The following is a 25,544-nucleotide window of genomic DNA, read 5'->3' on the forward strand; positions in this document are numbered from 1 at the left end:
ACTGCCGTCCCGGAGCCGCCAGGTGACCGAATCGCACGACTTCTTCCTCCCCGGTGGCCCGCAGGGCGTGCTGCTGGTCCACGGCCTGACCGGCACCCCGGCGGAAATGCGCATGCTGGGCAAGGGCCTGAACAACGCCGGCTTCACCGTACACGGCGTGCAGTTGCCCGGCCATTGCGGCACCGTGGATGACCTGCTGGCGACCACCTGGGAACAGTGGTACCAGGGCGTGGAAGATGCAGCGGCGAGCCTGCGTGGCAAGGTCGACCAGTTGTTCGTCGGCGGCCTGTCGATGGGCGCGGTACTGGCGCTGGCGCTGGCTGCACGCCGCCCCGAATGGGTGTCCGGCGTCGGCGTGTATGGCGCCACCTTCCGCTACGACGGCTGGAACATTCCCGCCGTGGCCCGCCTGTCGTTCCTGCTGCCGTGGTTCAAGCGCTTCAACATCGGCCGCGACCGCATGTTCATGGAAGAACCGCCCTATGGCCTGCGTGACGAGCGCCTGCGTGCGCAGGTCAGTGCCGCCATGCTGTCCGGCGACAGCGCCGCGGCCGGCCTGCCGGGCAACCCCTGGCACGCGCTGGCCGAGATGCGCGCCCTGAGCAACTGGACCCGCCGCCACCTGCACCAGGTCACCGCACCGTGCCTGGTGATGCACGCCCGCGAAGACGACGTGGCCAGCATGGGCAACGCTGAACTGGTGATATCGAGGGTCAGCGGTCCGAAGGAACTGGTGGTGCTGGAAGACAGCTACCACATGATCACGATCGACCGCGAACGCCGCGAGGTGATCCGCCGCAGCGCGCGTTTCTTCACCGAAATCGGTGAACGCAGCGGCGTGCTCAAGGCGGTGGCCTGAGATGGGGGCACTCGCCACGCTGCTGTGGCTGGCCAATGTGGTGCTCGATACCGGTGGCCAGCTCGCCTTCAAGGCCGCCGCCAGCGACCCGCAGGATGGCGAAGGACTGCAACGCTGGAAACACATGCTCAGCCGCCCCTGGCTGTGGATCGGCATCGCCTGCTACGTGCTTGAGTTCGTTGCCTGGATCGCGTTCCTGTCGCTGGTGCCGTTGTCCAAGGGCGTGCTGCTGGGCTCGATCAACATCGTCGCGCTGATGATCGCCGGCCGCATCCTGTTCCGCGAAAAGCTCACGCCATTGCGGGTGACCGGCATGCTGCTGGTCACGGCGGGCGTGGCGGTGGTGGGGGCCGGCTCATGAGGCGCCTGTATGTGATCGGCTTTCCCCTGCTGATGGCCTTCGACACGCTGGCCCAGCTGTGCTTCAAGTACGCCGGTGACGCCGCGCTGCCGGTCGAGGCCAACACCGCGTGGCTGCTGCGCGTGCTGTCGCAGCCGTGGGTATACGGCGCGGTCCTCGGCTACGTCGGCGCGTTCTTCACCTGGATGAGCCTGCTGCGCCATGCGCCGATCGGCCCGGCGTTCGCGGCCTCGCACCTGGAGGTGATCAGTGTGCTGCTGCTGTCGGCCTGGCTGCTGAAAGAGCCGCTGACCCTGCATCACCTTGTCGGTGCGGTACTGATCGTGGCTGGCATCGTCTGCCTCGGCCGCGCCGAAGCGGATGATCCGCACAGCCCCGCCGACAGCACTTCGTGAGCGGGCTGCGATGAGCCTGTTCGCGCGCGAACTGCCGCCGACCGCTGGCCTGCCGATGCAGGCCAGCGACTTCCTTCCCGGCGGCGGCGACCTGCGCGACATCCTGGCCACCCAGCTCGGCACACCGCCGCTGCAGCTGACCTGTTCCGGCACCCACGCGCTGCTGATCGCACTGCGCACCCTGCGCAAGCGCGCGCCCAAGCGCGATACCGTGATCCTGCCCGCCTATACCTGTCCGCTGGTGCCGATCGCGGTGCACAGCCTCGGCCTGCGCGTGCAGCTGTGCGATACCCGGCGTGGCCATTTCGACTTTGATCCGGCACAGCTCTCGCGCCTGGCCGACGCACGGACGCTGGCGATCCTGCCCACCCACCTCGGCGGGCGCATCGCCGATGTCGAACGGGCCTGCGAGGTCGCACGCGGCGCCGGCGCCTGGGTGATCGAAGATGCCGCACAGGCGCTGGGCGCACGGGTCGGCAACAGCAGCGTGGGCCTGCGTGGCGACATCGGATTCTTCAGCCTGGCCGCCGGCAAGGGGCTGAGCCTGCATGAAGGCGGCCTGCTGGTCAGCCGCGATGACGAGCTGCGCGCCGCGCTGGCCGAACATGCCGCCGAACAGGTACGTTTCAGCCTGCGCTGGGAGCTGCTTCGCAGCGTGCAGCTGCTGGGTCTTGCCGCCTGTTACCGCCCCTCGCTGCTGTCGCTGGTGTACGGCAATCCGCTGCGCAGCGCCCTGCAACGCGGCGATCTGGAAGACGCGGTCGGAGACATTTTCCCGCTGGACATCCCCCAGCACCGGGTCAGCCAGTGGCGGCAGAACGTGGGCGCCCACGCTGCACGGCGGCTGCCTGCGTTCCTGCAGGCCGGGCGCCTGCGCGCACTGCAGCTGCGTGTGCAGCTGGCACAGCTGCCGGCGGTGGAGGTGGTCGATGGCCTGGCCGGCACCGGCGGCACCTGGCCGATGCTGATGCTGCTGCTGCCCAGCCAGCGCGCGCGCGATGCCGCACTGGACGAACTGTGGCCGCGCGGTCTCGGTGCCAGCCGCATGTTCATCCATGCCCTGCCCGACTACGCCTACCTGCGTGGCATCGTGCCGCAGGACGACATGCCGAACGCGCGCGACTTCGCCGCACGCATGCTGACCCTCGGCAACAGCGCCTGGCAGACCCGGGAAGAGACCGCGCAGATCCTGCGGGCGCTGGCCGCTGCGCAGCCCTGAAAGCGCGGTTTTCACGGCATCACGCCCATTCAGCACGCTCGATTCCTGAACACTTTCCCCACCCGGCGGTGCAGGCTTTCAACAGGAAAGGAACGAGAAAGGCTGCCTGCCTACATTGAGCCTGCCCCGGCATCGTGCCGGACGTTTCTTTCATCGACGGACCTGCCCATGCACTGGAGCATCCTGTGTGACTTCGATGGCACCATCAGCCTCGAAGATGTCATCGACTCGCTGCTGGAGAAGTACGGCCAGCCGGGCTGGCAGCAACTGGAAGACCAGTGGAAGGCGGGAAAGATCGGCTCGCGTGAATGCATGCAGGGCCAGGTGCGGCTGTTGAAGCTGGACCCGGCCACGCTCGACGCGCACCTGGACCAGGTGCAGATCGATCCGGGCTTCGCCGCCTTTGTCAGCCGCGCCGAACAGCTGGGCGTGCCGCTGCGCATCGTCAGCGACGGGCTGGACTATGCGATCCACCGCATCCTCGCCAACCACGGCCTGTCGCGACTGCCGGTGGTGGCCAACCACCTGCGCTGGTGCGAAGACCATTGGGAACTGGAGTCGCCCTACCAGGCCGAAGGATGCCGCAGTGGTACCTGCAAGTGCACCTGCGCCGCGCAGGCGCGTGCCGACGAAGCACCACGCGTGCTGATGATCGGCGATGGCAGCTCGGATTTCTGCGTCTCCGAAGATGCCGACTTCGTGTTCGCCAAGCGCCGCCTGATCACCCATTGCACGAAGGCCGGCATCGAGCATGCCGCCATCGATACCTTCCACGATGCAATCGCACTGTTGCCGCGCTTGCTCGATGGCAGCCTGCTGCAGCCACGTCGCCTCGACGCCAGCCCGCAGCCCGCCGCACTGCCCCTGCTGCTGGCCACCGCCTGAGCACTCCCTTCCAGGCGCGCTCCCCCGTCACCCCTTTCGAACGTCCTTCACGGAACCGAACTGCATGAACATTTTTGACAAGAACGCCGACGCGGCTGCCTCCGACGCGCAGCTGCTGGCCGACGAAGCCCGCTACAGCTCCTTCGGCGACACCGTCCACTACGTCGACCCGCCGAAGATCTTCCAGCGCGGCGAAGGAAGCTACATGTTCGATGGTGCGGGCGTGCCCTACCTCGACCTGCAGATGTGGTACTCGGCCTGCAACTTCGGCTACAGCAACAAGCGCCTGAACGACGCGCTGAAGGACCAGATCGACACCCTGCCGCAGGTCGCCAGCCAGTACCTGCACCCGACCCGCGTGCAGCTGGCCAAGACCATTGCCGTGGACATGCACCAGAAGTTCGGCCTCGACGGCCGCGTGCACTTCAACGTCGGCGGCGCGCAGGCCATTGAAGATTCGCTGAAGATCGTGCGCAACGCGCGCGGCGGCAAGAGCCTGATGTTCGCCTTCGAGGGCGGCTACCACGGCCGCACCCTGGGTGCCTCGTCGATCACCTCCAGCTACCGCTACCGCCGCCGCTACGGCCACTTCGGCGAGCGCGCGATGTTCATCCCGTTCCCGTACCCGTTCCGTCGCCCGAAGGGCATGACCCCGGACGAGTATTCCGACCACTGCGTGTGGCAGTTCGAGCGCCTGTTCGAAAGCGAGTACAACGGCGTGTGGGATCCCAAGGTCGGCCAGGCCGAGTACGCCGCGTTCTACGTCGAGCCGATCCAGGGCACCGGTGGCTACGTCATCCCGCCGCGCAACTTCTTCACTGGCCTCAAGCGCGTGCTGGACAGGTACGGCATCCTGATGGTCGTCGATGAAATCCAGATGGGTTTCTGGCGCACCGGCAAGCTGTGGTCGATCGAGCACTTCGGCGTTACCCCGGACGTGCTGGTGTTCGGCAAGGCGCTGACCAACGGCCTGAACCCGCTGTCGGGCCTGTGGGCGCGCGAAGAACTGATCAACCCGACCGTGTTCCCGCCGGGCTCCACCCACTCCACCTTCAACTCCAATCCGCTGGGCACCCGCCTCGGCCTGGAAGTGCTGAAGCTGGGCAAGGAAATGGATTACGAGCGCACCGTGCCGGAGAAGGGCGCGTACTTCCTGGACGGCCTGCGTGGCCTGCAGAAGCGTCACCCGGAGATCGGCGACGTCGACGGCCTGGGCCTGGCCCTGCGCGCCGAGATCTGCCAGACCGACGGCTACACCCCCAACAAGGAACTGCTGGACCGCATGGTCGACATCGGCCTGGCCGGTGACCTCCTGCACGACGGCAAGCGCATGGGCCTCGTGCTCGACGTGGGTGGCTGGTACAAGAACGTGATCACCTTCGCGCCGTCGCTGGACATCAGCTACGAAGAGATCGACCTGGCGATCACCCTGCTCGACCAGGCGCTGACCAAGGCCAAGGGCTGAGGTCGATGCGCTGCCGGTTCCCGTGCCGATGGAGATGACGTCACGCGCATCCAGCACCGCGCTGGAACCGGCCGCGCTGCTGGAGGGCTTCCTGGCCCACCCGCCGCTTGGATTCGAGGCAGGCCTGCTTCCCAGCGGCCTGCCGACCTTCCGTGCGCCGCTCGACCTGACCACCACGATGGACGACGACCTGCGCGGCAAGCTGCTTGGCTTGCCGCTGTCGCGCCTGTGGCGGCCCTGGATTACCTGGAAGACCCGCTTCGTCGGTGCCACCAGCACCGAGTACACCCCGTTGCCCGCGCACGTCGCACCAGAGGCATTGGCCGAGGACGTGACGCGTCACGCGATCGGCGATACCCGGCTGCTGGTGGTCAAGGACCTGGCAATCGATTCGCCGCTGCTGGACGACGCGGCCAATGCACACAGCAGCGCCTTCCTGCAGGCGCTGCTGGCACGCGGCTTCGTCGAGCTGGAAGGCATGCCGCTGGCCTGGGTGGCGATCGATTTCGATTCGATCGATGGCTATCTCGGACGCCTGTCGTCCTCGCGCCGCAAGAACATCCGGCGCAAGCTGCGCTCGCGCGATGGCCTGCAGATCGACTGCATCGCCACCGGCGATCCGGCCCTCGCCGACCCGCAACTGCAGGCCGAACTGTACGCGCTGTACCTGGGCGTGTTCGCGCAGAGCGCGGTGCATTTCGACCAGCTCGACCTGCCCTACTTCCAACACCTGCTGGCCGACAGCCAGGGCCAGGGACGGATGTTCCTGTACCGCCACCAGGGTCTGCTGATCGGCTGGAACCTGTGCTACATCCACGCCGGAAAGCTGGTGGACAAGTACATCGGCCTGGCCTACCCGCAATCACGCGAGCACAACCTGTACGCGGTCAGCTGGATGCACAACCTCGAGTACGCGCTGCAGCACAGCCTGAGCCACTACGTGGCCGGCTGGACCGACTCGCGGATCAAGGCCGAGCTGGGCGCCCGCTTCACCTCCACCCGGCACGCGATCCACGCTCGCTCCCCGCTGCTGCGCGCTGCCCTGCGCAAGCTGGCCCCGTACCTGCAGGGCGAACCTGATGGAGGCGGTTGAACGATGTCGTCGCGTTTTCCGCTGATCCTGGACCTGGACGGTGGCGTACTGCCGCTTCCACAGGCGCAGACCCTGGCGCTGCCGCAGTGGCACGATCCGCTGCGCTTCGCCTGCAGCACTTCAACCCTGGACCGTTTCGCCGCTGAAGTGCTGGCACCGCTGCCGGCCCAGCTCGGCACGGTGATGCTCGGCAGTGGCGACTTCCACCACCTCAGCCTGCCGCTGCTGCGTCGCATGCGCGCGCACCAGCCGTTCCAGCTGGTGGTGCTGGACAACCATCCGGACAACATGCGTTTCCCGTTCGGCATGCACTGCGGGTCGTGGGTGAACGCGGCCAGCAAGCTGCCGCAGATCTCGCACATCCATGTGCTCGGCATCACCTCCAGTGACATCGGCCTGGGCCACGCCTGGGAGAACCATTGGCGCCCGCTGATGGGCGGGCGCCTGACTTACTGGTGCATGGATGTGGACGTGGGCTGGGGCCACCGCCTCGGCAGCGGCCGTGCATTCCGACGGTTCGAGCACCCGGAGGCACTGGTTGCCGCGTTCGCCGCCGAGCAGGCCAAGTCGCCGCAACCGACCTACCTGTCGATCGACAAGGATGTGTTCGCCGAGGACGTCGCCCGCAGCAACTGGGACCAGGGCCGCTTCCAGCTGGAACACGCACTGGTGGTGATCGAAGCGCTGCGCGCCGGCGGCCTGGTCGGCAGCGACATCACCGGCGAAGTGTCGCTGGCCAACTACCAGAGCCGCTTCAAGCGCTGGCTGTCGTCGCTGGACGGCCAACCTGACGTCAGCGCCGAGGATCTGCCGGTGTGGCAGGCACGGCACCAGCAGGTGAATCGCGAACTGCTGGCGGCGATGGCCGCCGTGCCGACCGCCTGCTGACCGCGTCGGTCGTGCCGGCCGCTGGCCGGCGTGGCTTCGGTAGTGCCGGCCGCTGGCCGGCAACCTCATCGTTCCCAGGCTCGCCGGGATGCCGGCCAGCGGCCGGCACTACACTGGACTCCCGCCCCGGAGCCTCGCGATGCCCCAGACCGTCATCCCGCAACTGCGCATGCGCCATGCCGACACCACCCTGCCATTCTACGTGCAGGGGCTGGGTTTCGTGGTCGACTGGGAACACCGCTTCGAACCCGGCTTCCCGCTGTTCGCCCAGCTCACCCGCGACGGCCAGACGATCTTCCTCACCGAACACAGCGGCGACTGCGAGGTCGGCGGCGCGGTGTACTTCATCGTTGAAGACGTCGACGCCCTGCACCGCGCCTTCAGTGCCGCCAACGTACCGATCGAGCAGCCACCGCACGACACCGGATGGGGCAGCCGCGAGATGCTCCTGCGTGACCCGGACGGCAACCGACTGCGCTTTGCCACCCACGTGGACTGAACGATGCGGGCTTGAGGCGGATATACGGAACATATATGCTTCATATATCCATTCCGCCAGGACCGCCCATGGGCATCGTCAACATCGATGACACCCTGCACGACCAGCTGCGCCGTGCCTGCACCGTCTCCAGCCGTTCGATCAACGCCCAGGCCACCTTCTGGATCCGGGTCGGCATGCTGTGCGAGATGAACCCCACGCTGAGCTTCCAGGACATCGTCGCCAGCGAACTGCGGGCAGCCGGGGTGCAGCCGCAGGCGCTGGCGCCCGGGCGGGCCTGACATGACGATGATCAAGCAGCCGCACGAAATCGCGTTGCTGGCCGAATCCGGGCGCCTGCTGGCGCAGGTATTCGCCGCGCTCGACCAGCTGCCGCTGCAGGGACGCAGCACGATGGAGATCAACGACTTCGTCGAGCGCATGATCGTCGATGAGCTGCAGGCGCGGCCGGCCAGCAAGGGCCAGTACGGCTTCCCGTATGTGCTCAACACCTCGATCGACAACGTGGTCTGCCACGGCGTTCCCAGCACCACCGACGTGCTGCGCAACGGCCAGATCGTCAACCTCGACATCACCCTGGAGAAGAACGGCTACATCGCCGACTCCAGCACCACCTACCTGGTCGGTGAGGTCGACTACGCCGCGCGCAGGCTGGTGCAGGCCACCTACCAGGCGATGTGGAAAGGCATCGCTGCGGTGCGCCCGGGAGCGCGCCTGGGCGATATCGGCCACGCCATCGCCCGCCACGCGCGCAGCCACGGCTACAGCGTGGTGAAGGAATACTGCGGCCATGGCATCGGCCAGCAGATGCACGAGGAACCGCAGATCCTGCATTACGGCCATCCCAACACCGGCATGGTGCTGGAGGAAGGCATGGTGTTCACCATCGAGCCGATGCTCAATCAGGGCAAGCCGGCCATCCGTCAGCAGCCGGACCAATGGCCGGTCTACACCCGCGACGGCAAGCTGTCGGCGCAGTTCGAGCACACCGTGGCGGTCACCCGCAGCGGCGTGCGCGTGCTGACCCTGCGCCCCGGCGAAACCCCGCAGTGCGCGGTGGACGCGGCCTAGAGCGGGCGCAACAGCAGCAGCGTGGCGAGGCAGGACATGAAGACCGCCACGGCGGCATCCAGCACCCGCCAGGCGCCCGGCCTGCGGAACACCGGCTGCAACAGGCGCGCGCCATAGCCCAGCGTGCAGAACCAGGCCACGCTGGCGGCGCAGGCACCGGCGGCGAACGCCCAGCGCAGGTCACCGGGGTAGCGCGTGGACAGACTGCCCAGCAGCACCACCGTATCCAGATAGACGTGCGGGTTGAGCAGCGTGAACGCCAGGCAGGTCAGCAGTACCTGCCGTCCGCTGCCGCCCTGCGCCTCGGCGGCGGCCAGGGCACTGCCACCGCGCCACGCGCGCAGCCCCGCCCGCAGGCCATACCAGAACAGGAAGGCCGCACCACCGAAGCGCAGCACCTGCAGCAGCAGCGGCCACTGCAGCACCAGCGCGCCCATGCCGCCAACGCCAGCAAGGATCAGCGCGATATCCGCGCCGGCGCAGGCCAGCACTACCGTCCCCACATTGCGCTGCTGCAGGCCCTGGCGCAGCACGAATGCATTCTGCGCGCCGATGGCGATGATCAGGCCGGCACCTGCGAACAGGCCGGCGGCGGTAGCGGCAATCCACATCGGGACAGGCCAGGCAGCGAGGGGACGCGCAGGGTGCGGCCAACCGCCTTGATTAGACAAACTGATTTTTCTTTATCCTGTGCAGGAAAACTGAAGAGGCACCGGCATGGACCTGGTACACCCGCAACTGGCCGCGTTTGCCGCGGTGCTGGAGGAAGGCAGCTTCGAGGCTGCGGCACGCCGCCTGTCGATCAGCCCGTCAGCACTGTCGCAGCGGATCAAGGCCCTGGAGGACAGGCTCGGGCAGGTACTGGTGGTGCGCCAGGCACCCTGCCGGCCGACTGCCGCGGGTGAAGCGCTGCTGCGCCGGGTGCGACCGATGCAGGCGCTGGAGGCCGAGGCATTGGCCGAGCTGCTACCCGAGCGTGGCAGCGACGCTGCGCGCACGCCGATCCCCCTGGCGGTCAACGATGACTCGCTTGATACCTGGTTCGTACCGGCCATCGCCGACCTGCACCAGCGCCACGGCTATCTGTTCGACCTGCGCATGGACGACCAGGACCACACCCTGCAGCTGCTGCGCGATGGCAGCGTGCTCGGCGCGGTCACCGCCGAAAGCCAACCGGTGAAGGGATGCAACGTGCACCCGCTCGGCGCGATGCGCTACCACGCCATCGCCTCGCCCGGCTTCGCCCGCCAGTACTTCCACGATGGCATGCAGGCCGCAACCCTGGCGCACGCACCGATGCTGGTGTTCAACCGCAAAGATGAACTGCAGTGGCGCTTCGTGCGGCGCCTGACCCGCGCGCGGCTGCAGCCGCCGCTACACTACCTGCCCTCCTCCACCGGTTTCGTCGAAGCCGCCGCCTGCGGACTCGGCTGGGGCATGGCTCCGGAAACCCTGGTCGCGCCCGCCGTGCGCGCCGGCCGCGTGGTGGTACTGGAACCCCGCCGCTGGCTCGATGTGCCGCTGTACTGGCAGCATGCCGCCGTGCGCTCAAGCACGCTGCAGCACATCACCCAGGCGCTGCGCACTGCGGCCAGAGGCACCCTTCGTTGAGGACAAACCGATGATCGCAGACCCGGGCTTCACGCTGCACGCACTACCGTTTGCGCACTTCTTCACTTCTGGGACGGCATGGGCGTGATCGGCCGACGTACAAGGATGCACCGCGCGAAGGCCGCGCTGGCGCTGGCAGCCTGCCTGCCATTCGCTGCCGCCGCGCAGCCCACCAGCAACGCACCGGCATTGGACTGGGAACAGGCACGGCAACGCCTGGAGCAGGTCTCCGATGCGTTGGCCGCTGCCGACGCCGCCGTGCGCAACAAGCAGGACCTGCAGGACGCGACCCGCCTGCTGCGCCTGCCGGAGATCACCGGCGAAGTGCGCCGGCTGCAGTTCCAGAAGACGCTCACCCTGCCCCTGGGTTCGCTGGCTCCGGTGGCCGAGGCCTTTGGCATCGACTCGCCGCTGTCGTTCACCGAACGCGACTGGCGTACCCGCCCGGTGGTGACTGCAGTGCTGCCGCTGTACACCGGCGGCGTGATTCCGGCCGCGCAACGTGCGGCCAGTGCCGCCCACGAACAGGCCAGCGCCGAGCGCGAAGCACAACGCCAATCGCTGACCGTGCAGCTGGCCCAGGCCTATTTCGGCCAGCGCCTGGCCGAGCAGGCGGTGGACGTGCGCCGCGATGTGCGCGATGGCCTCAACCGCCACCTGTCCGACGCAGAGAAGCTGGAACGCGAGGGCTTCGCCACCCGCGCGCAGCGCCTGCAGGCCACCGTGGCCCGCGACAAGGCCGAGCGCGAATACCAGAAGACGGTGAACGACCTGGCCACGCTGAAGGCCGCACTGGCCACGCTGCTGCGCAGTGGCGGCGAGGTGCAGCCGGTGTCGCCGCTGTTCGTGCAGCGCGTGCCACTGGAACCGGTGGCCAGCTTCGAACGCACCGCGCAGGCGCGGCAGCCGCAGATCGCGCGCCTGCGGGCGATGGTGGCGCAGGCCGAACAGGGCGTGCGCGTGCAGCAGGCCAAGCTGAAACCACAGATCTTCGCCTTCGGCCAGTACGACTTCCGTCGCCGCGACGAGATGCTGACCGATCCGGACTGGGCGTTCGGCATCGGCCTGAAGTACACCTTCCTGTCGCCGAACTCGCGGCCGGCGCAGATCAGCGCCGCGCGTGCGCAGCAGGACCAGGCCGTAGCGGGCCTGCGCGAGGCCGAGAACCAGGTCGCGCTGGGCGTGCGCAAGGCCTGGAACGAGCTGGAAACCGCACGCCAACAGTACGTGCTGCTCGACAGCAGTATCGCCCAGGCACAGGAAAACCTGCGCCTGCAGGAGCTGGCGTTCCGCGAAGGCCAAGCGACTTCGCTGGATGTGATCGACGCGCGGCTCGGCCTGGGTGGCGCCCGCGTCGAGCGCGCACAGGCCGCCTACCAATACGATATTGCGCTGGCACAGTTGCTGGAGATCAGTGGACAGATGGACCGTTTCGAAGAGTTCCGGCGGCGGGCGGACGAGGTGATCGACCATGAGTGATGTGCTGCACGACGATGCGACGACGCCCCCGAGCAAGCGCCGGTTGGGACCGATCCTGGCAGTGGTGCTGCTGGTCGTGGTGGTGCTCGGCCTGTGGCTGGCCTGGCGCAGCCCGGCCGACCAGATCCAGGGCATGGCCGATGCGGACACGATCAACGTGGCCGCCAAGATCACCGCGCGCGTGGCCGAACTGAAGGTGCGCGAGGGCGACCGCGTGCAGGCCGGGCAGGTGCTGTTCCTGCTCGACAGCCCCGAAGTGGCCGCCAAGGAACAGCAGGCGCACGGCGCTTTGGCCGCCGCACAGGCAGTGGCCGACAAGGCCGACGAAGGCGCGCGCAGCGAAGACATCCGCGCCGCCGAAGCGAACTGGAAGCGGGCCGAAGCCGGTGCGACGCTGGCTGAAGCCACTTACCAGCGCGTGCAGAACCTGTTCAACGAAGGGGTGATGACCCGGCAGAAGCGTGATGAAGCGCATGCCCAGGCCACCAGTTCGCGTGAGCTGGCCCGTGCCGCGCGCGCGCAGTACGACATGGCCCTGGCCGGCGCGCGCGAGCAGGACAAGCGTGCCGCGCAGGGCCAGGTGCAACAGGCACAGGGCGCGGTGGCCGAAGTCAACGCCGCGCGTGTCGAAGTGGAAGGGCGCGCGCCGGTGGCCGGCGAAATCAACAAGCGCATGGCCGACCCGGGCGAGCTGGTGCCGGCCGGCTACCCGGTGTTCACCCTGGTCGACATCGACCGCATGTGGGTCGCCATGAACCTGCGCGAATCGCAGATGCAGGGCCTGAAGGTCGGCAGCAAGCTGCAGGGCAACGTGCCGGCGCTCGGCCTGGACGGCGAATTCGAGGTCTACTTCATCAATCCGGCCGGTGACTATGCAACCTGGCGTACCACCCGCCAGTCGTCCGGCTACGACGTCCGCAGCTTCGAGGTGCGGGTGCGCCCGGTACGCCGCATCGAGGGCTTCCGCCCCGGCATGAGCGTGCTGTTCGCATGGCCCCAGCACTGAGCCCCGGCCGCGGCGGCTTCGCCGCCAGCTGGCGGCGCGAGCTGCAGTCGCTGCGCAGCAACCGCGCCGACCTGATGCTGGTCACCCTGCTGCCGCTGCTGATGCTGGCGGTGATGGCATGGATGTTCACGCCCTCGGTGATGCGCGATATCCCGATCGCGGTGGTCGACCTCGACCACAGCAGTGACAGCCGCCTGCTGCTGCGCATGCTCGACGCCAGTCCCGGCGTGCGCGTCGCCAGCCAGCCGGTGGACCTGGAAGACGCACGTTCGCACCTGCGTCGGCTGGATGTGTTCGCCATCGTACTGGTGCCGCGCGATGTCACCCGGCAGGCGTTGCGTGGACGCCAGGGCACGGTGTTCGCCTATTACAACGCCACCTACATGACCACCGGCCAGTCCGCGTCGCGCGATATCGGCGACGCGGTCTCGGCCTGGAACGCGCGCCTGCTGCGCGAGCGCATCGGCCTGCAGGTCGGCCCGGGCAAGCTGCGCGCGGCACCCATCGCGGTGCAGTCGGACATCCTCTACAACCCGGCACGCAGCTACGAGCTGTTCCTGCTGCCGTTGATCTTCCCGGCGGTATTGTCGCTGGTACTGGCACTTGCAGTGGCCGGCAGCCTTGGCCGCGAGATCCGCGACGGCACCCTGCCCGCCTCGTTGGGCCGCACGCCATGGCCGGCGATTGCCGGCAAGGTCGGGCCATACATCCTGCTGTTCTCGCTGTATGGCGCGCTCGGCATCGGTTACCTGGCCTGGCTGCGCGGTGACGGCGTGGCCGGCAGCGTGCTCCTGCTGCTGCTCGCACAGCCACTGTTCTACCTTGCCACGGCCGCCTACGCGTTGTTCTTCGTCGGCGTCACCCGCGACATGGGTACCGCGCTGTCCGCAGTCGGCCTCAGCATCGGCACCGCGTTGGCCTTCTCCAGCGCCACCTTCCCGGTCCTCGACGGTCCCTTGTTCACCCGCGTCTGGCATCAGCTGCTGCCACTCAGCGCCTACATCAAGCTGCAGACCCAGCAGCAGTTCATCGGTTCGCCGCTGCAGGTTTCGGTGTGGCCGCTGGCCACGCTGTTGTTGATGGCGGTGGTGGCAGGAGGCGTCGGCGGCCTGCGCCTGATCGCCTTTGCGCGCACACCTGCCGCCGCACAGCCCGCAGGGGCCGACGCATGAGCGCACTCTGGCGCAGCCTGCGGCAGACCCTGATGGCAGTGCTCTGCGACCGCTACGCGATCGTGGTGATGGTCGGGGCGGTGATCCTGTACTCGTTCTTCTATCCAGCCGCCTACCGGCACCAGGTGGCCGGCAACCTGCCGGTGCTGGTGGTGGACGAAGACCACAGCGCGACCAGCCGCGAGCTGCTGCGCAGGCTCGACGCACTGCGCGTTGCGCGCGTGGTCGGTCAACCCGCGGACGTCGACAGCGCACGCCGGCAGCTGGAAGCCGGCCATGCCGAGGGGATCGTCGTGATCCCGGCCAATCTGGAGCGCGACATCCTGCGCGGCCACCCGGCCAAGCTGGTACTGCTTGGCAACGGTGCCTACCTGGGACGCGCCAGCTGGGTGCTGGGCAGCGTGGCTGACGCGCTGGGTGCGTTCGGGCGTGATGCCGTGGTCGGCCAGGCCGCCTTCATGGGCGCACCGCAGGCACCACCGGTCACGCTTGTGCAGCGCCCCCTGTACAACACGCAGGAAGGCTATGGCAGCGCCATCGTTCCCGGCGTGGCCGAGCTGATCGTGCACCAGACGCTGCTGATGGGCATCGGCGTCCTGCTCGGCGGCCGCCGCCTCGCGCTCGGCCGGCGCCTGCGCTTCGACCTGCCGACCCTGGCCGGCATGGCACTGGGCTTCGGCCTGATCGGCCTGTTCGGTCTGTTCTGGTATGCCGGGTTCACTGCCTGGGTGCAGGACTATCCACGCGGAGGCAACCCGCTGGGCCAGCTGCTGGGTGGCACGCTGTTCATCGCGGCGACGGTGGCCTTCGGCCTGTTCGTCGGCAGCTTCTTCCGCACCCGCGAACGCGCCTTCCAGTACATCATCGCCACCTCGATCCCGCTGTTCTTCCTCGCCAACCTGTCGTGGCCCTCGGTGATGACGCCACAACCGCTGGTCTGGCTGGCGCAGCTGCTGCCGACCACCTCCGGCATCAACCTGATGGTGCGCCTGAACCAGATGGACGCCAGCCTGGCCGAAGTCAGCCACGAACTGATCACCCTCACCGTCCTGCTGCTGCTCTACGGCAGCCTCGCCACCTGGCGCCTCCTCGCAAAAAAGGGGACGGAGGGGATTAAGTCGTAAGCGGCCGGTTGGGGGGATTGCGACTTAATCCCCTCCGTTCCCTTTTCCCGCAATGAAGAACGCCGGCGCGAGGCCGGCGTTCGAGTACTGCGATGTGGAAGGGGAAAAACGGGGGCCGTCGGCGATCGATCAGCGATAGACGCGTTCGCAGCGGCGCTCGACCACGCGGTCGCCGTTCTTCTGCTGGCTGTTGCCCTGGATCTGGCGGCCCGCCGCACCACCGGCAACAGCACCGGCCACGGTAGCGAGCTTCTTGCCATTGCCGCCGCCCACCTGGTTGCCCAGCAGGCCGCCGATCACCGCGCCAGTGGCCGTACCGGCGATGCGGTTCGGATCGCGCGAGTTGCGCTGCACTTCCACGTTCTTGCAGACCACGCGGCTGCCATCGTTGAATCGGCGTCCTTCATCACGCGGACCATAGGTCTGCGCGCCGGCCACCGACGAAGCCGCCAGCAGGGTGCCCAGCACAAGCAATCGGGTCGAGGTCTTCATGGCCATCTCCTAGGTTCCGGTATGGCGCAAGTGTCCTCCCGCGGCTGGCAACCGGAAGTGAAATGCGCGTGTCCGCGGCCTCATCGGCCATCGCGCGTTCAGGAAGAAAATCCGCGCCCATCACGATCAGCCAGCGTGATGGGCGCCGTCTCCCTGCCGGCATTGCCCTCTGCTAGAACTCTTCCCACCCCCCGGCATTGGCCGCCAGTGTCGGCTCGATGCGCGGCGACAGCGTTGCCGCCCTGCGCACCGGGGTGACCTTCGCGGCCACCGCAGCCAGGGCCGGACGCACGGCTGCAGCCGCCGTTACCGCGCCGGTGCGGAACACCGAAACCGCCTCGGCCAGCAGGTTCGCCTGCTCCTCCATGGAACGCGCCGCAGCACTGGCCTCTTCCACCAGTGCCGCATTCTGCTGCGTGGTCTCGTCCATCTGCACCACCGCCTGGTTCACCTGTTCGATGCCCGAGCTCTGCTCCTGCGAGGCAGCAGAGATATCGGCCATGATGTCGGTCACGCGCTGCACGGAAGCAACGATCTCGCCCATCGTGGTGCCTGCCTGTCGGACCAGGGCCGATCCATCGGCGACCTTGCCAACCGAATCCTCGATCAGGCCCTTGATCTCCTTGGCCGCACCGGCCGAGCGCTGTGCCAGCGTGCGCACCTCACTTGCCACCACCGCAAAGCCCCTGCCCTGCTCGCCGGCACGCGCGGCTTCCACCGCCGCGTTCAACGCCAGGATGTTGGTCTGGAAGGCAATGCCATCGATGACCGAGATGATCTCGGCGATCTTCTTCGACGAGGCCTCGATGGCCGACATCGTGGTGACCACCTGGCCGACCACCTCGCCGCCCTGCGAGGCGACACCGTGCGCACCGATGGCGAGCTGGTTGGCCTGGCGGGCGTGCTCGGCGTTCTGCTTCACGGTGGAGGTCAGTTCCTCCATCGACGCCGCCGTCTCTTCCAGGTTCGCCGCCTGCTGCTCGGTGCGCCGCGACAGATCGGTGTTGCCCGAGGCGATTTCGCCTGCCGCCAGATTGATGCTGGACGCGCTGGCCTGGATGCGCCCGACGATCTGCTTGAGCTGATCGACGGTGGCATTGCAGTCATCGCGCATGCGGGCGAACACGCCGTGGAAGTCGCCCTGCATGCGTACGGTGAGGTCACCGCGCGAGATCGCCTGCAGCAGGCTCGACACCTGCACCAGGTTCTGGTCGGTGGTCTGCATCAGGCGATTGAGCCCGGCCACCATGTCGCGGAAATCGTAGGCGAAGCGATCTTCATCGCCGCGCAGGCTGAAGTCGCCCGCCGCCGCGGCCGTCGCCAGCCGGCGGATCTCGCTGTTGATCGCCGACAGGCTGGTCTTGGTCTCGTCCATTGCCTGGGTGATCGCCGCCTTCTCGCCCGGCAGCGGATCCATGTCCACCGACAGGTCGCCACGGGCGTAATGCTTCATCACTTCGATCAGCCGGTTCTGTACCTGCACGTGTGAGCCGACCAGCGCGTTGGTCTCGTGCACCATGCGCCCGTAGTCACCAGGGAAGGCACTCTCGTCCATGCGATAGCTGAGGCTGCCCGCATCGTGCTGGCGGGCCAACTCGCCCTGCGCCGCCATCACCGACTGCAACTGCGCCTGCATGCGCTGCATCGACCTGAGCAGCTGCGTGACCTCATCGTTGCCGGAGGCGTCAATGCTGTTGTCCAGCCGCCCATTGGCGATGCCGTCGGCCAGCTTCACCGCGCCTTCCAGCGGGCGGGTCAGGCTGCGGGTGATGGCCCACGCGGCCAGCGAGCCCAGTACCAGGCTCAACACGCCGAACACGATCGACAGCGTGCCGGTCCAGGATTCGGTTGAACGGTATTCCTCGCGGCTGCGCTCGGTCAGTGTCTCCTGATGCCGCAGCAGGGTCGAGATCGCTTCGTTCCACGCGGTTGCCAGCCCCTGCTCGGCAAGCAGTTCCTTGGCCGCGCCGTCGAAATCCCCGGCCTTCATGCGCTCGTGAAGATGCCGGGTGGAGGCGTCGGTGGCCTCGCGTGCCGCGTCGATTTTCGCCACCAGGGTATCGCCGGTCGCGTCGCGTGGAATCCTGATGTACCTGGCCCAGATACCGTCGTAGGTCTGCGACAGCTCCTGCGCCTTCTGATAATCCTTGTCGAAATCCTCGCCGCGCTTGATCACCATCAGCCGTCGGTGCATCAACACCGCGTTGTTGGTATCCAGCATGTCGTTCAACAGCCGCATCTTCACCATGTTGACGTCCACCACTTTCTCGAACTGGGCGGACTTCAGGTGATTTCCGTACAGCGCCAGGCCAACGATGGCCACGATGAACAGCAGCAGCAATCCAAACCCGGCACCCAGCCGGGATCCCACTCGGAGGTTGCGTAAGGCGAGCATCTCAATTCCCTTGATCATGGCCGTACGATCGATGGCGGCGCAGCGCACGGAAACTTTATGGGTCGATATTATTGTATCGATCCAAATCTCTGGAACTATGCAGACAGGTGTGAAGGACACACTTAATGGAGGTGGTTATTCCTGCCGGGCATATCAATGTACGAGCACATCAATCGCAGTCATCACGCATCGCTCGCGAGTCGTGACCGCGGAAACCGTCACTTGATGCACGGAGGGGGAGGATGAAGCCCATCGATCCCGGCACCCTTCTGTCCAGAGGAACAACGCGCCGCTTCGCGACTACCGTCAGGGCTGCAATCTGGCATCTGCCATCGCAGGGCCCCGACCCTTGAGTATTTCAACCCTGATGAAGGGGTCCAGACCCCATTACAATCGACTGCCACTGATCTCCCACTTATTGACCTTCAAGTCAATAAAACCGCAGTCATTGAGATTCTCGTCGCTCTGGAAGTAGGAGACGGGAAGGTCACCCCATGCTGCACGGACCCACGCGCTGCGCTGAGGCAATACGATCGAGGAGTGCATGGAAACTGCGTACTTTCTACTCATGCCTGTCCACGGAAATTGACTCCCAGGACGGGGCGACGGAAATTTCCTCAAGATACCGCTCAAGGTCTCTGAACGGAGAGACCCCTATAGCAGCGAAGGAGAACCACACGGCATCGCACTCGTCGCAGACAAATATCTGAACGCCGCGCTCCTTTACTTGAGCTTTCAACACCTCACCCTGCTCACAACGGGGACAGATCAAACTCCCCCCCACCTCACCGGAGACGCAGATACAACGTTACTGACCATCCCAGAAACAATTTTCCAGACCTTTATTGCCGATGATACAGGAGGAGAATCTATTTCCATCACCCAGCCAGTCATCACTGACAGTGGAAGTTGAACGCGCCCGAGGGGGTCCTGCTGCCGATGGCACCAATCAATGAAGAAGAAGACTTCGGGCGAACTCTCTACCAGCTGATGGCCCTGCTATTGGCGATGGGTCACGTCGTTTTCTTCCCTGCAAACCGGCGCGCGCCACGACGGGAGTGCCGAGCACTTGACTCAGCAAAGAAGTTTGCCAAACCCCAGCATGGGTCCCCAAAGCATCCGGCGCTCAGCCATGTCCAACGCACAGGGAACAACGCTACAGTCGACATATGACGCTCATCCTGCAGATCGAAGGCTGTGCCATTCACGACATCCCCAGCCTGTACGCGGAGATCAACCGCGTGTTCATGGCCGGCGAGGACTGGCAGCTCGGGCCAAGCCTGGACGCCCTGGATGATCTGCTGCATGGCGTCCATGGCGTGTTGGCCGGCCATGAGCGGGCCACGGTGATCTGGAGTGATATCGAGCACAGCCGCGCCGCACTGGGACGAACTACCACCCGCCAGTGGCTGCAGTCCAAGCTGGAAGCCCCGGGCACCTTCAACACGCGGACCATTGCGCGCCAGCTGGACGCCCTGCAACGGGGCGAGGGCCCAACCTACTTCGAGATCGTGATGGATATCTTCGCCAGCCACCGGCAGATCACCCTGGTCCCGGCCTGACCCCGTGGCTGTGCGGTACCCGCCTGCCACCGGTGGCGGCAGCCCTGTGCCCCAGCAGTTACCATGGACGGCCCTGTACCCGCTCCGTTGCCGCTGCCCTCCGGCGCGAACGGACGCCCCGGATTCACGAGCCCCATGTCCAAAGAAAAGTCCGCCGAACACACCCCGCTGATGAAGCAGTTCTTCGCAGCCAAGTCCGAGTATCCGGACCTGCTGCTGTTCTTCCGCATGGGCGACTTCTACGAGCTGTTCTACGACGATGCGCGCAAGGCCGCGCGCCTGCTCGACATCACCCTGACCCAGCGTGGCAGCTCCGGCGGCGCGCCGATTCCGATGGCCGGCGTGCCGGTACATGCCTATGAAGGCTACCTGGCGCGGTTGGTGGCGCTGGGCGAGTCGGTGGCGATCTGCGAGCAGATCGGCGACCCGGCGCTGGCCAAGGGCCTGGTCGAACGCAAGGTGGTGCGCATCGTCACCCCCGGCACCGTCACCGACGAAGCGCTGCTGGACGAGCGCCGTGACACCCTGCTGATGGCGCTGTCGCGCACGAAGCAGGGCTACGGCCTGGCCTGGGCCGACCTGGCCGGTGGCCGCTTCCTGGTCAATGAAGTCGAGACCGACGACGCGCTGGAAGCCGAACTGGCCCGACTGGAACCGGCCGAGCTGCTGGTGCCCGACGAGGAGAACTGGCCCGACTTCCTGCGCCAGCGCACCGGCGTGCGCCGCCGTGCGCCGTGGCTGTTCGACGCGGACAGCGGCCGCCGCCAGCTGCTGAACTTCTTCAAGCTGCACGATCTGAGCGGCTTCGGTATCGATGACAAGCCACGTGCCACCGCCGCCGCCGGCGCCCTGCTCGGTTATGTCGAGGAAACCCAGAAGCAGCGCCTGCCGCACCTGACCTCGATCGCGATGGAAACCGCCGGCGAGGCGATCGCGATGAACGCCGCCACCCGCCGCCACCTGGAACTGGATACGCGCGTCGACGGCGATACCCGCAATACCCTGCTGGGCGTGCTCGACAGCACGGTGACGCCGATGGGCGGGCGCCTGCTGCGCCGGTGGCTGCACCGCCCGCTGCGCCTGCGCGAGGTGCTGGTACAGCGCCACCATGCGGTGGAAACCCTGATCGATCGCGGCAGCGATGCCGACATCCGCGAACAGTTCCGCCGCCTCGGCGACCTGGAACGCATCCTGACCCGCGTCGCACTGCGTTCGGCGCGCCCGCGTGATTTCTCCACCCTGCGCGATGGCCTGGGCCTGCTGCCGGCGGTGCGCGAAGTGCTGGCGCCGCTGGATTCACCGCGCCTGCAGGCACTGCATGCCGCCTTGGGCGAGCACGACGCGTGCGCACAACTGCTGGCCAGCGCCATCGCCGAAATGCCGCCACTGAAGCTGAGCGACGGCGGCGTGCTGGCCGATGGCTTCGATGAAGAGCTGGACGAGCTGCGCCGCCTGTCCACCCATGCCGACCAGTTCCTGGTTGACCTGGAACTGCGCGAGCGCGAGAGCAGCGGCATTCCCACCCTGAAGGTGGGCTACAACCGCGTGCACGGCTACTACATCGAAATCAGCAAGGGCCAGTCCGATCGCGCGCCGGTGCACTACACCCGCCGCCAGACGCTGACCAATGCCGAGCGTTACATCACCGAAGAACTGAAGGCATTCGAGGACAAGGTGCTGTCCGCGCGCGACCGTTCGCTGTCGCGCGAGAAGTACCTGTACGAGCAGCTGCTGGACACCCTCGGCGAACAGCTGGAACCGTTGAAGCAGTGCGCCGCCGCGCTGAGCGAACTGGACGTGCTGGCCGCCTTCGCCGAACGCGCGCAGGCGCTGGACTGGTCGCGGCCGGAACTTGAAACGGCACCGTGCCTGAAGATCGAGCGTGGCCGCCATCCGGTGGTCGAGGCGGTGCGCGAGCAGCCGTTCGAACCCAACGATCTGGATCTGCATCCGGACCGCCGCATGCTGATCATCACCGGTCCGAACATGGGTGGTAAATCGACCTACATGCGGCAGAACGCGCTGATCGTGCTGCTGGCCCACATCGGCAGCTTCGTGCCGGCCAGCCGGGCGCTGATCGGCCCGATCGACCGCATCCTGACCCGCATCGGCGCCGGTGACGACCTCGCCCGCGGGCAGTCGACCTTCATGGTCGAGATGGCCGAGACCAGCTACATCCTGCACCACGCCACCGCGCATTCGCTGGTGCTGATGGACGAGATCGGCCGTGGCACGTCCACCTACGACGGCCTGGCGCTGGCCGACGCGGTGGCCCGCCACCTGGCCTACCAGAACCGCTGCTACACGCTGTTCGCCACCCACTACTTCGAGCTGACCGCGCTGGCCGACGAGCAGCACGAGGGCGGCCGCAGCGGCATCGCCAACGTGCACCTGGATGCCGTCGAGCACGGTGAAGCGCTGGTGTTCATGCACGCCGTTAAGGACGGCCCGGCCAACCGCAGCTTCGGCCTGCAGGTGGCCGCACTGGCCGGCCTGCCGCGCGCCACCGTGGCGCAGGCGCGCCGTCGACTGGCCGAGCTGGAACAGCGCGGCGGTGAGAGCCATGCCGCCGAGCTGGCGCCGCAGGCATTGGATGCACCGCAGCAGTTCGGCCTGTTCGCGGCGCCGTCGAACAAGGCACAGGAAGCACTGGCCGCCATCGATCCGGACGAACTGACGCCGAAGCAGGCACTGGAAGCGCTGTACCGACTGAAAGCACTGCTGTAACCGCAGCACGCACCCCTGGCTTCCCGCCGCCACGCGGGAGGCCTATCGAAAGATCCGGCAAATCTGATTCTTCGTTTCAATTGACAGAAACTATCAAACTGAACGGATCATTCGATTATTCATTTCATCTGGCCCTAGCTAAAGTCGAGTGAAGATGTTCCATCCCGTCTTCACCCGCAGGAGCCAGCCATGAGCCAGTCCGATAACAACAGCCCGAAATGTCCGTATCACACCGCGCCGTCGCCTGCGGAAGGCGCCCAGCAGCAGCGCGAGCTGAGCACTACCCCGAAGCAGAAGCACGGCGATGAACCGGTCACGCCGATGACCACGGCCTTCGGCGCGCCGGTGGTGGACAACCAGAACAGCAAGACCGCCGGCCCGCGTGGCCCGCTGCTGATGGAAGACGTGTGGCTGCTGGAAAAGCTGGCCAACCTCAACCGCGAGATCATTCCCGAGCGCCGCATGCACGCCAAGGGCTCGGGCGCATTCGGCACCTTCACCGTCACTCACGACATCAGCAAGTACACCCGCGCCAAGCTGTTCGAGAAGGTCGGCAAGCAGACCGAGATGTTCGCCCGCTTCACCACGGTGGCCGGCGAGCGTGGCGCCGCCGACGCCGAGCGTGACATCCGCGGCTTCGCCCTGAAGTTCTACACCGAAGAAGGCAATTGGGACCTGGTCGGCAACAACACGCCGGTGTTCTTCCTGCGCGACCCGCGCAAGTTCGCCGACCTCAACAAGGCCGTCAAGCGCGACCCGCATACCAACCTGCGCAGCGCACGCAACAACTGGGATTTCTGGACGCTGCTGCCCGAAGCCCTGCTGCAGGTGACCGTGGTGATGAGCGACCGCGGCATTCCGCGCAGCTTCCGCCACATGCACGGTTTCGGCTCGCACACCTACAGCTTCACCAACGCCGACAGCGAGCGCTTCTGGGTGAAGTTCCACTTCGTCAGCCAGCAGGGCATCGAATCGCTGACCGACGCGCAGGCGCAGATCCTGGTCGGCCATGACCGCGAAAGCCACGGCCGCGACCTGTTCGCCGCGATCGAGAAGGGCGACTTCCCGAAGTGGAAACTGTTCATCCAGGTCATGCCGGAACTGGAGGCGGAAACCTACCGCATCCATCCGTTCGACCTGACCAAGGTGTGGCCGAAGAGCGACTACCCGCTGATCGAAGTGGGCCAGTTCGAACTGAACCGCAATCCGGTCAACTGGTACCAGGACGTGGAGCAGTCAGCGTTCGCGCCGAGCAACCTGGTGCCGGGTATCGGCCCGTCGCCGGACAAGATGCTGCAGGCGCGCCTGTTCGCCTACTCCGATGCGCAGCGCTACCGCCTGGGCGTGAACCACCACCAGATTCCGGTGAACGCGGCGCGCTGCCCGGTGCACAGCAACCACCGCGACGGTGCGATGCGCGTGGACGGCAACTACGGCGGCCTGCCGCACTACGAGCCCAACAGCTACGGCCAGTGGCAGGAACAGCCGCAGTACCGCGAACCGCCGATGAAGATCCGGGGCGACGCCGACTTCTGGAACTTCCGTGAGGACGACGCCGACTACTTCAGCCAGCCCGGTGCGCTGTTCCGCAGCTACAACCAGGCACAGAAGGAGCGACTGTTCGCCAACACCGCCCGTGCCCTGGGCGATGCGCCGGACTTCATCAAGCAGCGCCACATCGACAACTGCAGCAAGGCCGACCCGGCCTATGGCGCTGGTGTTGCCGCGGCGCTGAAGGCGCTGGCCAGCCAGCCAACGGATCCGTTCAAGCCGGCCCAGCCGGAAGCGGACTTCCCCACCGCGACCCCGGGTGCCGAAGACATCGAGCTCTGATCGCCCTGCCCCGTGAACGCCACGCCGCCTCCCCGTGAGGCGGCGTCGCCGTTTTAACGGTCTGCGTCGTACCTTCTGCACGCCCAACCCCAATCAAGGATTCCGCAGATGAGCCTGACCGACGAACTTCTCGCCAAATTGCAGGGCGCCCCGCTGCAGCAGGTATCGCAGCAGCTCGGCATCAGCGATACCCAGGCCTCCGGTGCGATCAGTGCCGCGCTGCCGGTGCTGATGGGCGCGCTGGGCAACAACGCCTCGCAGCCGCAGGGCGCACAGGCGCTGCTCGGTGCACTGCAGAACAACCACAGCGGCCTGGACCTGAGCAGCGTGCTCGGCTCGGTACTGGGCGGCGGTGGCGGTGGCGCCGCCAGCGACGGTGCCGGCATCCTCGGCCACATCTTCGGCGGCAGCCAGCAGAAGGTGGAAACCGGCCTGGCCCAGGCCACCCAGCTCGACAGCGGCCGTACCAGCCAGCTGCTGCAGATCCTCGCACCGATCGTGATGGCCTTCCTCGCCCAGCGCCTCGGTGGTGGCCAGGCCGATGCCGGCTCGCTCAGCCAGGCCCTCGGCCAGGAGAAGCAGCAGGTGCAGCAACAGGGCGGCCTTGCCGGCGGCCTGCTTGGCAGCGTGCTGGACCAGGACGGTGACGGCCAGCTCGGCGTGGGCGATCTGCTGAAGATCGGCGGCAGCCTGCTGGGCGGCAAGCGCTGAGCCAAGGCGGCGCCGGACCCGGTCTGGCGCCCTGCAACTTACAACGCGTCGATATCGCCGAGCGCGCGGATCAACCGCCGTGCGCGTTTGTCCGGCTTGTGCTCCGGCGGCTGGAAACCATCGCGTGCGGCGATGCGCAGCGCCCGTTGCTCGGCGCGGCGGGCCCTGGAGGCCTCACTCTCGGCATACAGCTGCTGCGCCGCCGGCGCCGGCCCGCGCTGATCGCTCAGCCCCAGCACCTGGATCTCGAAATGCTCCTCGCCGCGTTCCACCTGCAGCTGCTCGCCGACGCGCACCGCGCGTGAGGATTTCGGGCGCTGCCCAGCCACGCTGATCTTGCCGGTCTCGATGGCCTGCTTGGCCAGGCTGCGGGTCTTGAAGAAACGGGCCGCCCACAGCCAGATGTCCAGGCGGACACTGGGCGGCAGCGGGGAAAGCTCGGTCATCGGTAGGGACTACTCCGTTCGCTTGTTCAGGGGACGCGGGTTGTCGGGGTCGGTGCGGCAGCCGCTGCCCCCGATCAGGGTGGGTACGCCGGCAGAAAGATCCTGGCGCTGGCTGCCGACCAGGCACTCGGGCCGGTCGGTGGGCCGCACCTGGGTATCGCCCAGCCGGTCACCTGTCGAACATGCGGCCAGTACGACGCTGATCAAGGCCAGCGCCAGGCTCCACTTCACCTGCAGTCGTTGATGCATTG

Annotated in this window: 25 protein-coding genes; 20 read left to right on the forward strand and 5 right to left on the reverse strand. The window is 66.9% G+C overall.

Annotation, left to right across the window (positions count from 1 at the left end; genetic code table 11):
• Nucleotides 1–22: 22 nt before the first annotated feature.
• The 11 genes from E5790_RS03130 (at nucleotide 23) to map (ending at nucleotide 8,735) form a co-directional block, all read left to right on the forward strand.
• A complete protein-coding gene (locus E5790_RS03130) occupies nucleotides 23–859 on the forward strand; it encodes an alpha/beta fold hydrolase (protein ID WP_032958029.1) in 837 nt (278 codons plus the stop codon).
• Between the two features lies 1 nt (nucleotide 860).
• The gene (locus tag E5790_RS03135) at nucleotides 861–1,220 is read left to right on the forward strand and encodes an EamA family transporter (RefSeq protein ID WP_014646430.1); all 360 of its coding nucleotides are present in this window, start codon (nucleotides 861–863) and stop codon (nucleotides 1,218–1,220) included.
• Nucleotides 1,217–1,615, forward strand: coding sequence for a DMT family transporter (locus tag E5790_RS03140; RefSeq protein ID WP_049441504.1), 399 nt, complete (start codon nucleotides 1,217–1,219; stop codon nucleotides 1,613–1,615). Before E5790_RS03135 ends, E5790_RS03140 begins: the two co-directional genes overlap by 4 nt.
• A 10-nt stretch (nucleotides 1,616–1,625) precedes the next feature.
• Nucleotides 1,626–2,834: a DegT/DnrJ/EryC1/StrS family aminotransferase gene (locus tag E5790_RS03145; RefSeq protein WP_014646428.1), complete on the forward strand. Its 1,209-nt coding sequence runs from the start codon at nucleotides 1,626–1,628 to the stop codon at nucleotides 2,832–2,834.
• Between the two features lie 168 nt (nucleotides 2,835–3,002).
• A complete protein-coding gene (locus E5790_RS03150; RefSeq protein ID WP_014646427.1) occupies nucleotides 3,003–3,719 on the forward strand; it encodes an MtnX-like HAD-IB family phosphatase in 717 nt (238 codons plus the stop codon).
• 64 nt (nucleotides 3,720–3,783) lie between these two features.
• On the forward strand, nucleotides 3,784–5,184 hold the full coding sequence (locus tag E5790_RS03155) for an aminotransferase class III-fold pyridoxal phosphate-dependent enzyme (RefSeq protein ID WP_111205780.1): 1,401 nt from the start codon (nucleotides 3,784–3,786) through the stop codon (nucleotides 5,182–5,184).
• 28 nt (nucleotides 5,185–5,212) lie between these two features.
• Nucleotides 5,213–6,277, forward strand: a complete 1,065-nt coding sequence (locus tag E5790_RS03160; RefSeq protein ID WP_111205781.1) for a GNAT family N-acetyltransferase — start codon at nucleotides 5,213–5,215, stop codon at nucleotides 6,275–6,277.
• Between the two features lie 3 nt (nucleotides 6,278–6,280).
• Nucleotides 6,281–7,165: an arginase family protein gene (locus E5790_RS03165; RefSeq protein WP_032958040.1), complete on the forward strand. Its 885-nt coding sequence runs from the start codon at nucleotides 6,281–6,283 to the stop codon at nucleotides 7,163–7,165.
• A 139-nt stretch (nucleotides 7,166–7,304) separates the two neighbouring features.
• Nucleotides 7,305–7,664 carry a VOC family protein gene (locus E5790_RS03170; protein WP_014646423.1) on the forward strand — a complete coding sequence of 120 codons (360 nt, stop codon included), beginning with the start codon at nucleotides 7,305–7,307 and terminating at the stop codon, nucleotides 7,662–7,664.
• A gap of 68 nt (nucleotides 7,665–7,732) precedes the next feature.
• Nucleotides 7,733–7,945, forward strand: a complete 213-nt coding sequence (locus E5790_RS03175) for a ParD-like family protein (protein ID WP_014646422.1) — start codon at nucleotides 7,733–7,735, stop codon at nucleotides 7,943–7,945.
• A gap of 7 nt (nucleotides 7,946–7,952) precedes the next feature.
• Nucleotides 7,953–8,735, forward strand: coding sequence for a type I methionyl aminopeptidase (gene map / locus E5790_RS03180; protein ID WP_014646421.1), 783 nt, complete (start codon nucleotides 7,953–7,955; stop codon nucleotides 8,733–8,735).
• Here the strand turns inward: map and E5790_RS03185 are convergent.
• Nucleotides 8,732–9,346, reverse strand: a complete 615-nt coding sequence (locus tag E5790_RS03185) for a LysE/ArgO family amino acid transporter (protein ID WP_014646420.1) — start codon at nucleotides 9,344–9,346, stop codon at nucleotides 8,732–8,734. The two genes, map and E5790_RS03185, sit on opposite strands and share 4 nt — an antisense overlap.
• 106 nt (nucleotides 9,347–9,452) lie before the next feature.
• Here E5790_RS03185 and E5790_RS03190 point away from each other — a divergent pair, with 106 nt between their 5' ends.
• The 5 genes from E5790_RS03190 to E5790_RS03210 all read left to right on the forward strand — a co-directional run bounded on the left by E5790_RS03190 (nucleotide 9,453) and on the right by E5790_RS03210 (nucleotide 15,127).
• The gene (locus tag E5790_RS03190; protein WP_111205782.1) at nucleotides 9,453–10,346 is read left to right on the forward strand and encodes a LysR family transcriptional regulator ArgP; all 894 of its coding nucleotides are present in this window, start codon (nucleotides 9,453–9,455) and stop codon (nucleotides 10,344–10,346) included.
• A gap of 78 nt (nucleotides 10,347–10,424) precedes the next feature.
• A complete protein-coding gene (locus E5790_RS03195; protein ID WP_111205783.1) occupies nucleotides 10,425–11,825 on the forward strand; it encodes a TolC family protein in 1,401 nt (466 codons plus the stop codon).
• Entirely contained in the window at nucleotides 11,818–12,831 is a 1,014-nt protein-coding gene (locus tag E5790_RS03200) for an efflux RND transporter periplasmic adaptor subunit (protein WP_111205784.1), read from the forward strand. Before E5790_RS03195 ends, E5790_RS03200 begins: the two co-directional genes overlap by 8 nt.
• Entirely contained in the window at nucleotides 12,816–14,003 is a 1,188-nt protein-coding gene (locus E5790_RS03205; RefSeq protein ID WP_111205785.1) for an ABC transporter permease, read from the forward strand. The genes E5790_RS03200 and E5790_RS03205 overlap by 16 nt, the downstream gene beginning before the upstream one ends.
• Nucleotides 14,000–15,127, forward strand: a complete 1,128-nt coding sequence (locus tag E5790_RS03210) for an ABC transporter permease (RefSeq protein ID WP_111205786.1) — start codon at nucleotides 14,000–14,002, stop codon at nucleotides 15,125–15,127. Before E5790_RS03205 ends, E5790_RS03210 begins: the two co-directional genes overlap by 4 nt.
• A 129-nt stretch (nucleotides 15,128–15,256) precedes the next feature.
• On the opposite strand, the gene E5790_RS03215 is transcribed toward E5790_RS03210, so the two are convergent.
• Nucleotides 15,257–15,625, reverse strand: coding sequence for a glycine zipper 2TM domain-containing protein (locus E5790_RS03215; protein WP_014646414.1), 369 nt, complete (start codon nucleotides 15,623–15,625; stop codon nucleotides 15,257–15,259).
• A 166-nt stretch (nucleotides 15,626–15,791) separates the two neighbouring features.
• Nucleotides 15,792–18,014: a methyl-accepting chemotaxis protein gene (locus E5790_RS03220; protein ID WP_111205812.1), complete on the reverse strand. Its 2,223-nt coding sequence runs from the start codon at nucleotides 18,012–18,014 to the stop codon at nucleotides 15,792–15,794.
• A 1,169-nt stretch (nucleotides 18,015–19,183) separates the two neighbouring features.
• On the opposite strand from E5790_RS03220, the gene E5790_RS03230 reads away from it, so the two are divergent.
• From E5790_RS03230 to E5790_RS03245, 4 genes are all read left to right on the forward strand, one after another.
• A complete protein-coding gene (locus E5790_RS03230) occupies nucleotides 19,184–19,576 on the forward strand; it encodes a barstar family protein (RefSeq protein WP_111205787.1) in 393 nt (130 codons plus the stop codon).
• Between the two features lie 135 nt (nucleotides 19,577–19,711).
• Nucleotides 19,712–22,303 carry a DNA mismatch repair protein MutS gene (mutS, locus tag E5790_RS03235; protein WP_111205788.1) on the forward strand — a complete coding sequence of 864 codons (2,592 nt, stop codon included), beginning with the start codon at nucleotides 19,712–19,714 and terminating at the stop codon, nucleotides 22,301–22,303.
• A gap of 321 nt (nucleotides 22,304–22,624) precedes the next feature.
• Nucleotides 22,625–24,136 (forward strand): catalase, encoded by a 1,512-nt coding sequence (locus E5790_RS03240; RefSeq protein ID WP_185741883.1) that lies wholly within the window; start codon nucleotides 22,625–22,627, stop codon nucleotides 24,134–24,136.
• Between the two features lie 108 nt (nucleotides 24,137–24,244).
• Nucleotides 24,245–24,847, forward strand: coding sequence for a DUF937 domain-containing protein (locus tag E5790_RS03245; protein WP_111205789.1), 603 nt, complete (start codon nucleotides 24,245–24,247; stop codon nucleotides 24,845–24,847).
• A 38-nt stretch (nucleotides 24,848–24,885) separates the two neighbouring features.
• Here the strand turns inward: E5790_RS03245 and E5790_RS03250 are convergent, their stop codons facing one another.
• Together E5790_RS03250 and E5790_RS03255 are read right to left on the reverse strand one after the other, a co-directional pair.
• A complete protein-coding gene (locus E5790_RS03250; protein ID WP_111205790.1) occupies nucleotides 24,886–25,293 on the reverse strand; it encodes an RNA-binding S4 domain-containing protein in 408 nt (135 codons plus the stop codon).
• A 9-nt stretch (nucleotides 25,294–25,302) separates the two neighbouring features.
• Nucleotides 25,303–25,542: a hypothetical protein gene (locus E5790_RS03255; protein ID WP_014646407.1), complete on the reverse strand. Its 240-nt coding sequence runs from the start codon at nucleotides 25,540–25,542 to the stop codon at nucleotides 25,303–25,305.
• Nucleotides 25,543–25,544: the final 2 nt, after the last annotated feature.

Source organism: Stenotrophomonas sp. PAMC25021 (assembly GCF_004795795.1).
In the GTDB taxonomy this organism is placed as follows: Bacteria; Pseudomonadota; Gammaproteobacteria; order Xanthomonadales; family Xanthomonadaceae; genus Stenotrophomonas; species Stenotrophomonas muris.

Coding starts and splice junctions, on each gene's coding strand:
- E5790_RS03170 (WP_014646423.1), top strand. CDS start 7,305: ATGCCCCAGACCGTCATCCCGCAACTGCGCATGCGCCATGCCGACACC.
- E5790_RS03140 (WP_049441504.1), top strand. CDS start 1,217: ATGAGGCGCCTGTATGTGATCGGCTTTCCCCTGCTGATGGCCTTCGAC.
- E5790_RS03155 (WP_111205780.1), top strand. CDS start 3,784: ATGAACATTTTTGACAAGAACGCCGACGCGGCTGCCTCCGACGCGCAG.
- E5790_RS03255 (WP_014646407.1), bottom strand. CDS start 25,542: ATGCATCAACGACTGCAGGTGAAGTGGAGCCTGGCGCTGGCCTTGATC.
- E5790_RS03250 (WP_111205790.1), bottom strand. CDS start 25,293: ATGACCGAGCTTTCCCCGCTGCCGCCCAGTGTCCGCCTGGACATCTGG.
- E5790_RS03165 (WP_032958040.1), top strand. CDS start 6,281: ATGTCGTCGCGTTTTCCGCTGATCCTGGACCTGGACGGTGGCGTACTG.
- E5790_RS03195 (WP_111205783.1), top strand. CDS start 10,425: ATGGGCGTGATCGGCCGACGTACAAGGATGCACCGCGCGAAGGCCGCG.
- E5790_RS03215 (WP_014646414.1), bottom strand. CDS start 15,625: ATGGCCATGAAGACCTCGACCCGATTGCTTGTGCTGGGCACCCTGCTG.
- E5790_RS03135 (WP_014646430.1), top strand. CDS start 861: ATGGGGGCACTCGCCACGCTGCTGTGGCTGGCCAATGTGGTGCTCGAT.
- E5790_RS03240 (WP_185741883.1), top strand. CDS start 22,625: ATGACCACGGCCTTCGGCGCGCCGGTGGTGGACAACCAGAACAGCAAG.
- E5790_RS03150 (WP_014646427.1), top strand. CDS start 3,003: ATGCACTGGAGCATCCTGTGTGACTTCGATGGCACCATCAGCCTCGAA.
- E5790_RS03145 (WP_014646428.1), top strand. CDS start 1,626: ATGAGCCTGTTCGCGCGCGAACTGCCGCCGACCGCTGGCCTGCCGATG.
- E5790_RS03175 (WP_014646422.1), top strand. CDS start 7,733: ATGGGCATCGTCAACATCGATGACACCCTGCACGACCAGCTGCGCCGT.
- E5790_RS03200 (WP_111205784.1), top strand. CDS start 11,818: ATGAGTGATGTGCTGCACGACGATGCGACGACGCCCCCGAGCAAGCGC.
- E5790_RS03190 (WP_111205782.1), top strand. CDS start 9,453: ATGGACCTGGTACACCCGCAACTGGCCGCGTTTGCCGCGGTGCTGGAG.
- E5790_RS03210 (WP_111205786.1), top strand. CDS start 14,000: ATGAGCGCACTCTGGCGCAGCCTGCGGCAGACCCTGATGGCAGTGCTC.
- map (WP_014646421.1), top strand. CDS start 7,953: ATGATCAAGCAGCCGCACGAAATCGCGTTGCTGGCCGAATCCGGGCGC.
- E5790_RS03160 (WP_111205781.1), top strand. CDS start 5,213: ATGGAGATGACGTCACGCGCATCCAGCACCGCGCTGGAACCGGCCGCG.
- E5790_RS03185 (WP_014646420.1), bottom strand. CDS start 9,346: ATGTGGATTGCCGCTACCGCCGCCGGCCTGTTCGCAGGTGCCGGCCTG.
- E5790_RS03230 (WP_111205787.1), top strand. CDS start 19,184: ATGACGCTCATCCTGCAGATCGAAGGCTGTGCCATTCACGACATCCCC.
- E5790_RS03205 (WP_111205785.1), top strand. CDS start 12,816: ATGGCCCCAGCACTGAGCCCCGGCCGCGGCGGCTTCGCCGCCAGCTGG.
- E5790_RS03245 (WP_111205789.1), top strand. CDS start 24,245: ATGAGCCTGACCGACGAACTTCTCGCCAAATTGCAGGGCGCCCCGCTG.
- E5790_RS03220 (WP_111205812.1), bottom strand. CDS start 18,014: ATGCTCGCCTTACGCAACCTCCGAGTGGGATCCCGGCTGGGTGCCGGG.
- mutS (WP_111205788.1), top strand. CDS start 19,712: ATGTCCAAAGAAAAGTCCGCCGAACACACCCCGCTGATGAAGCAGTTC.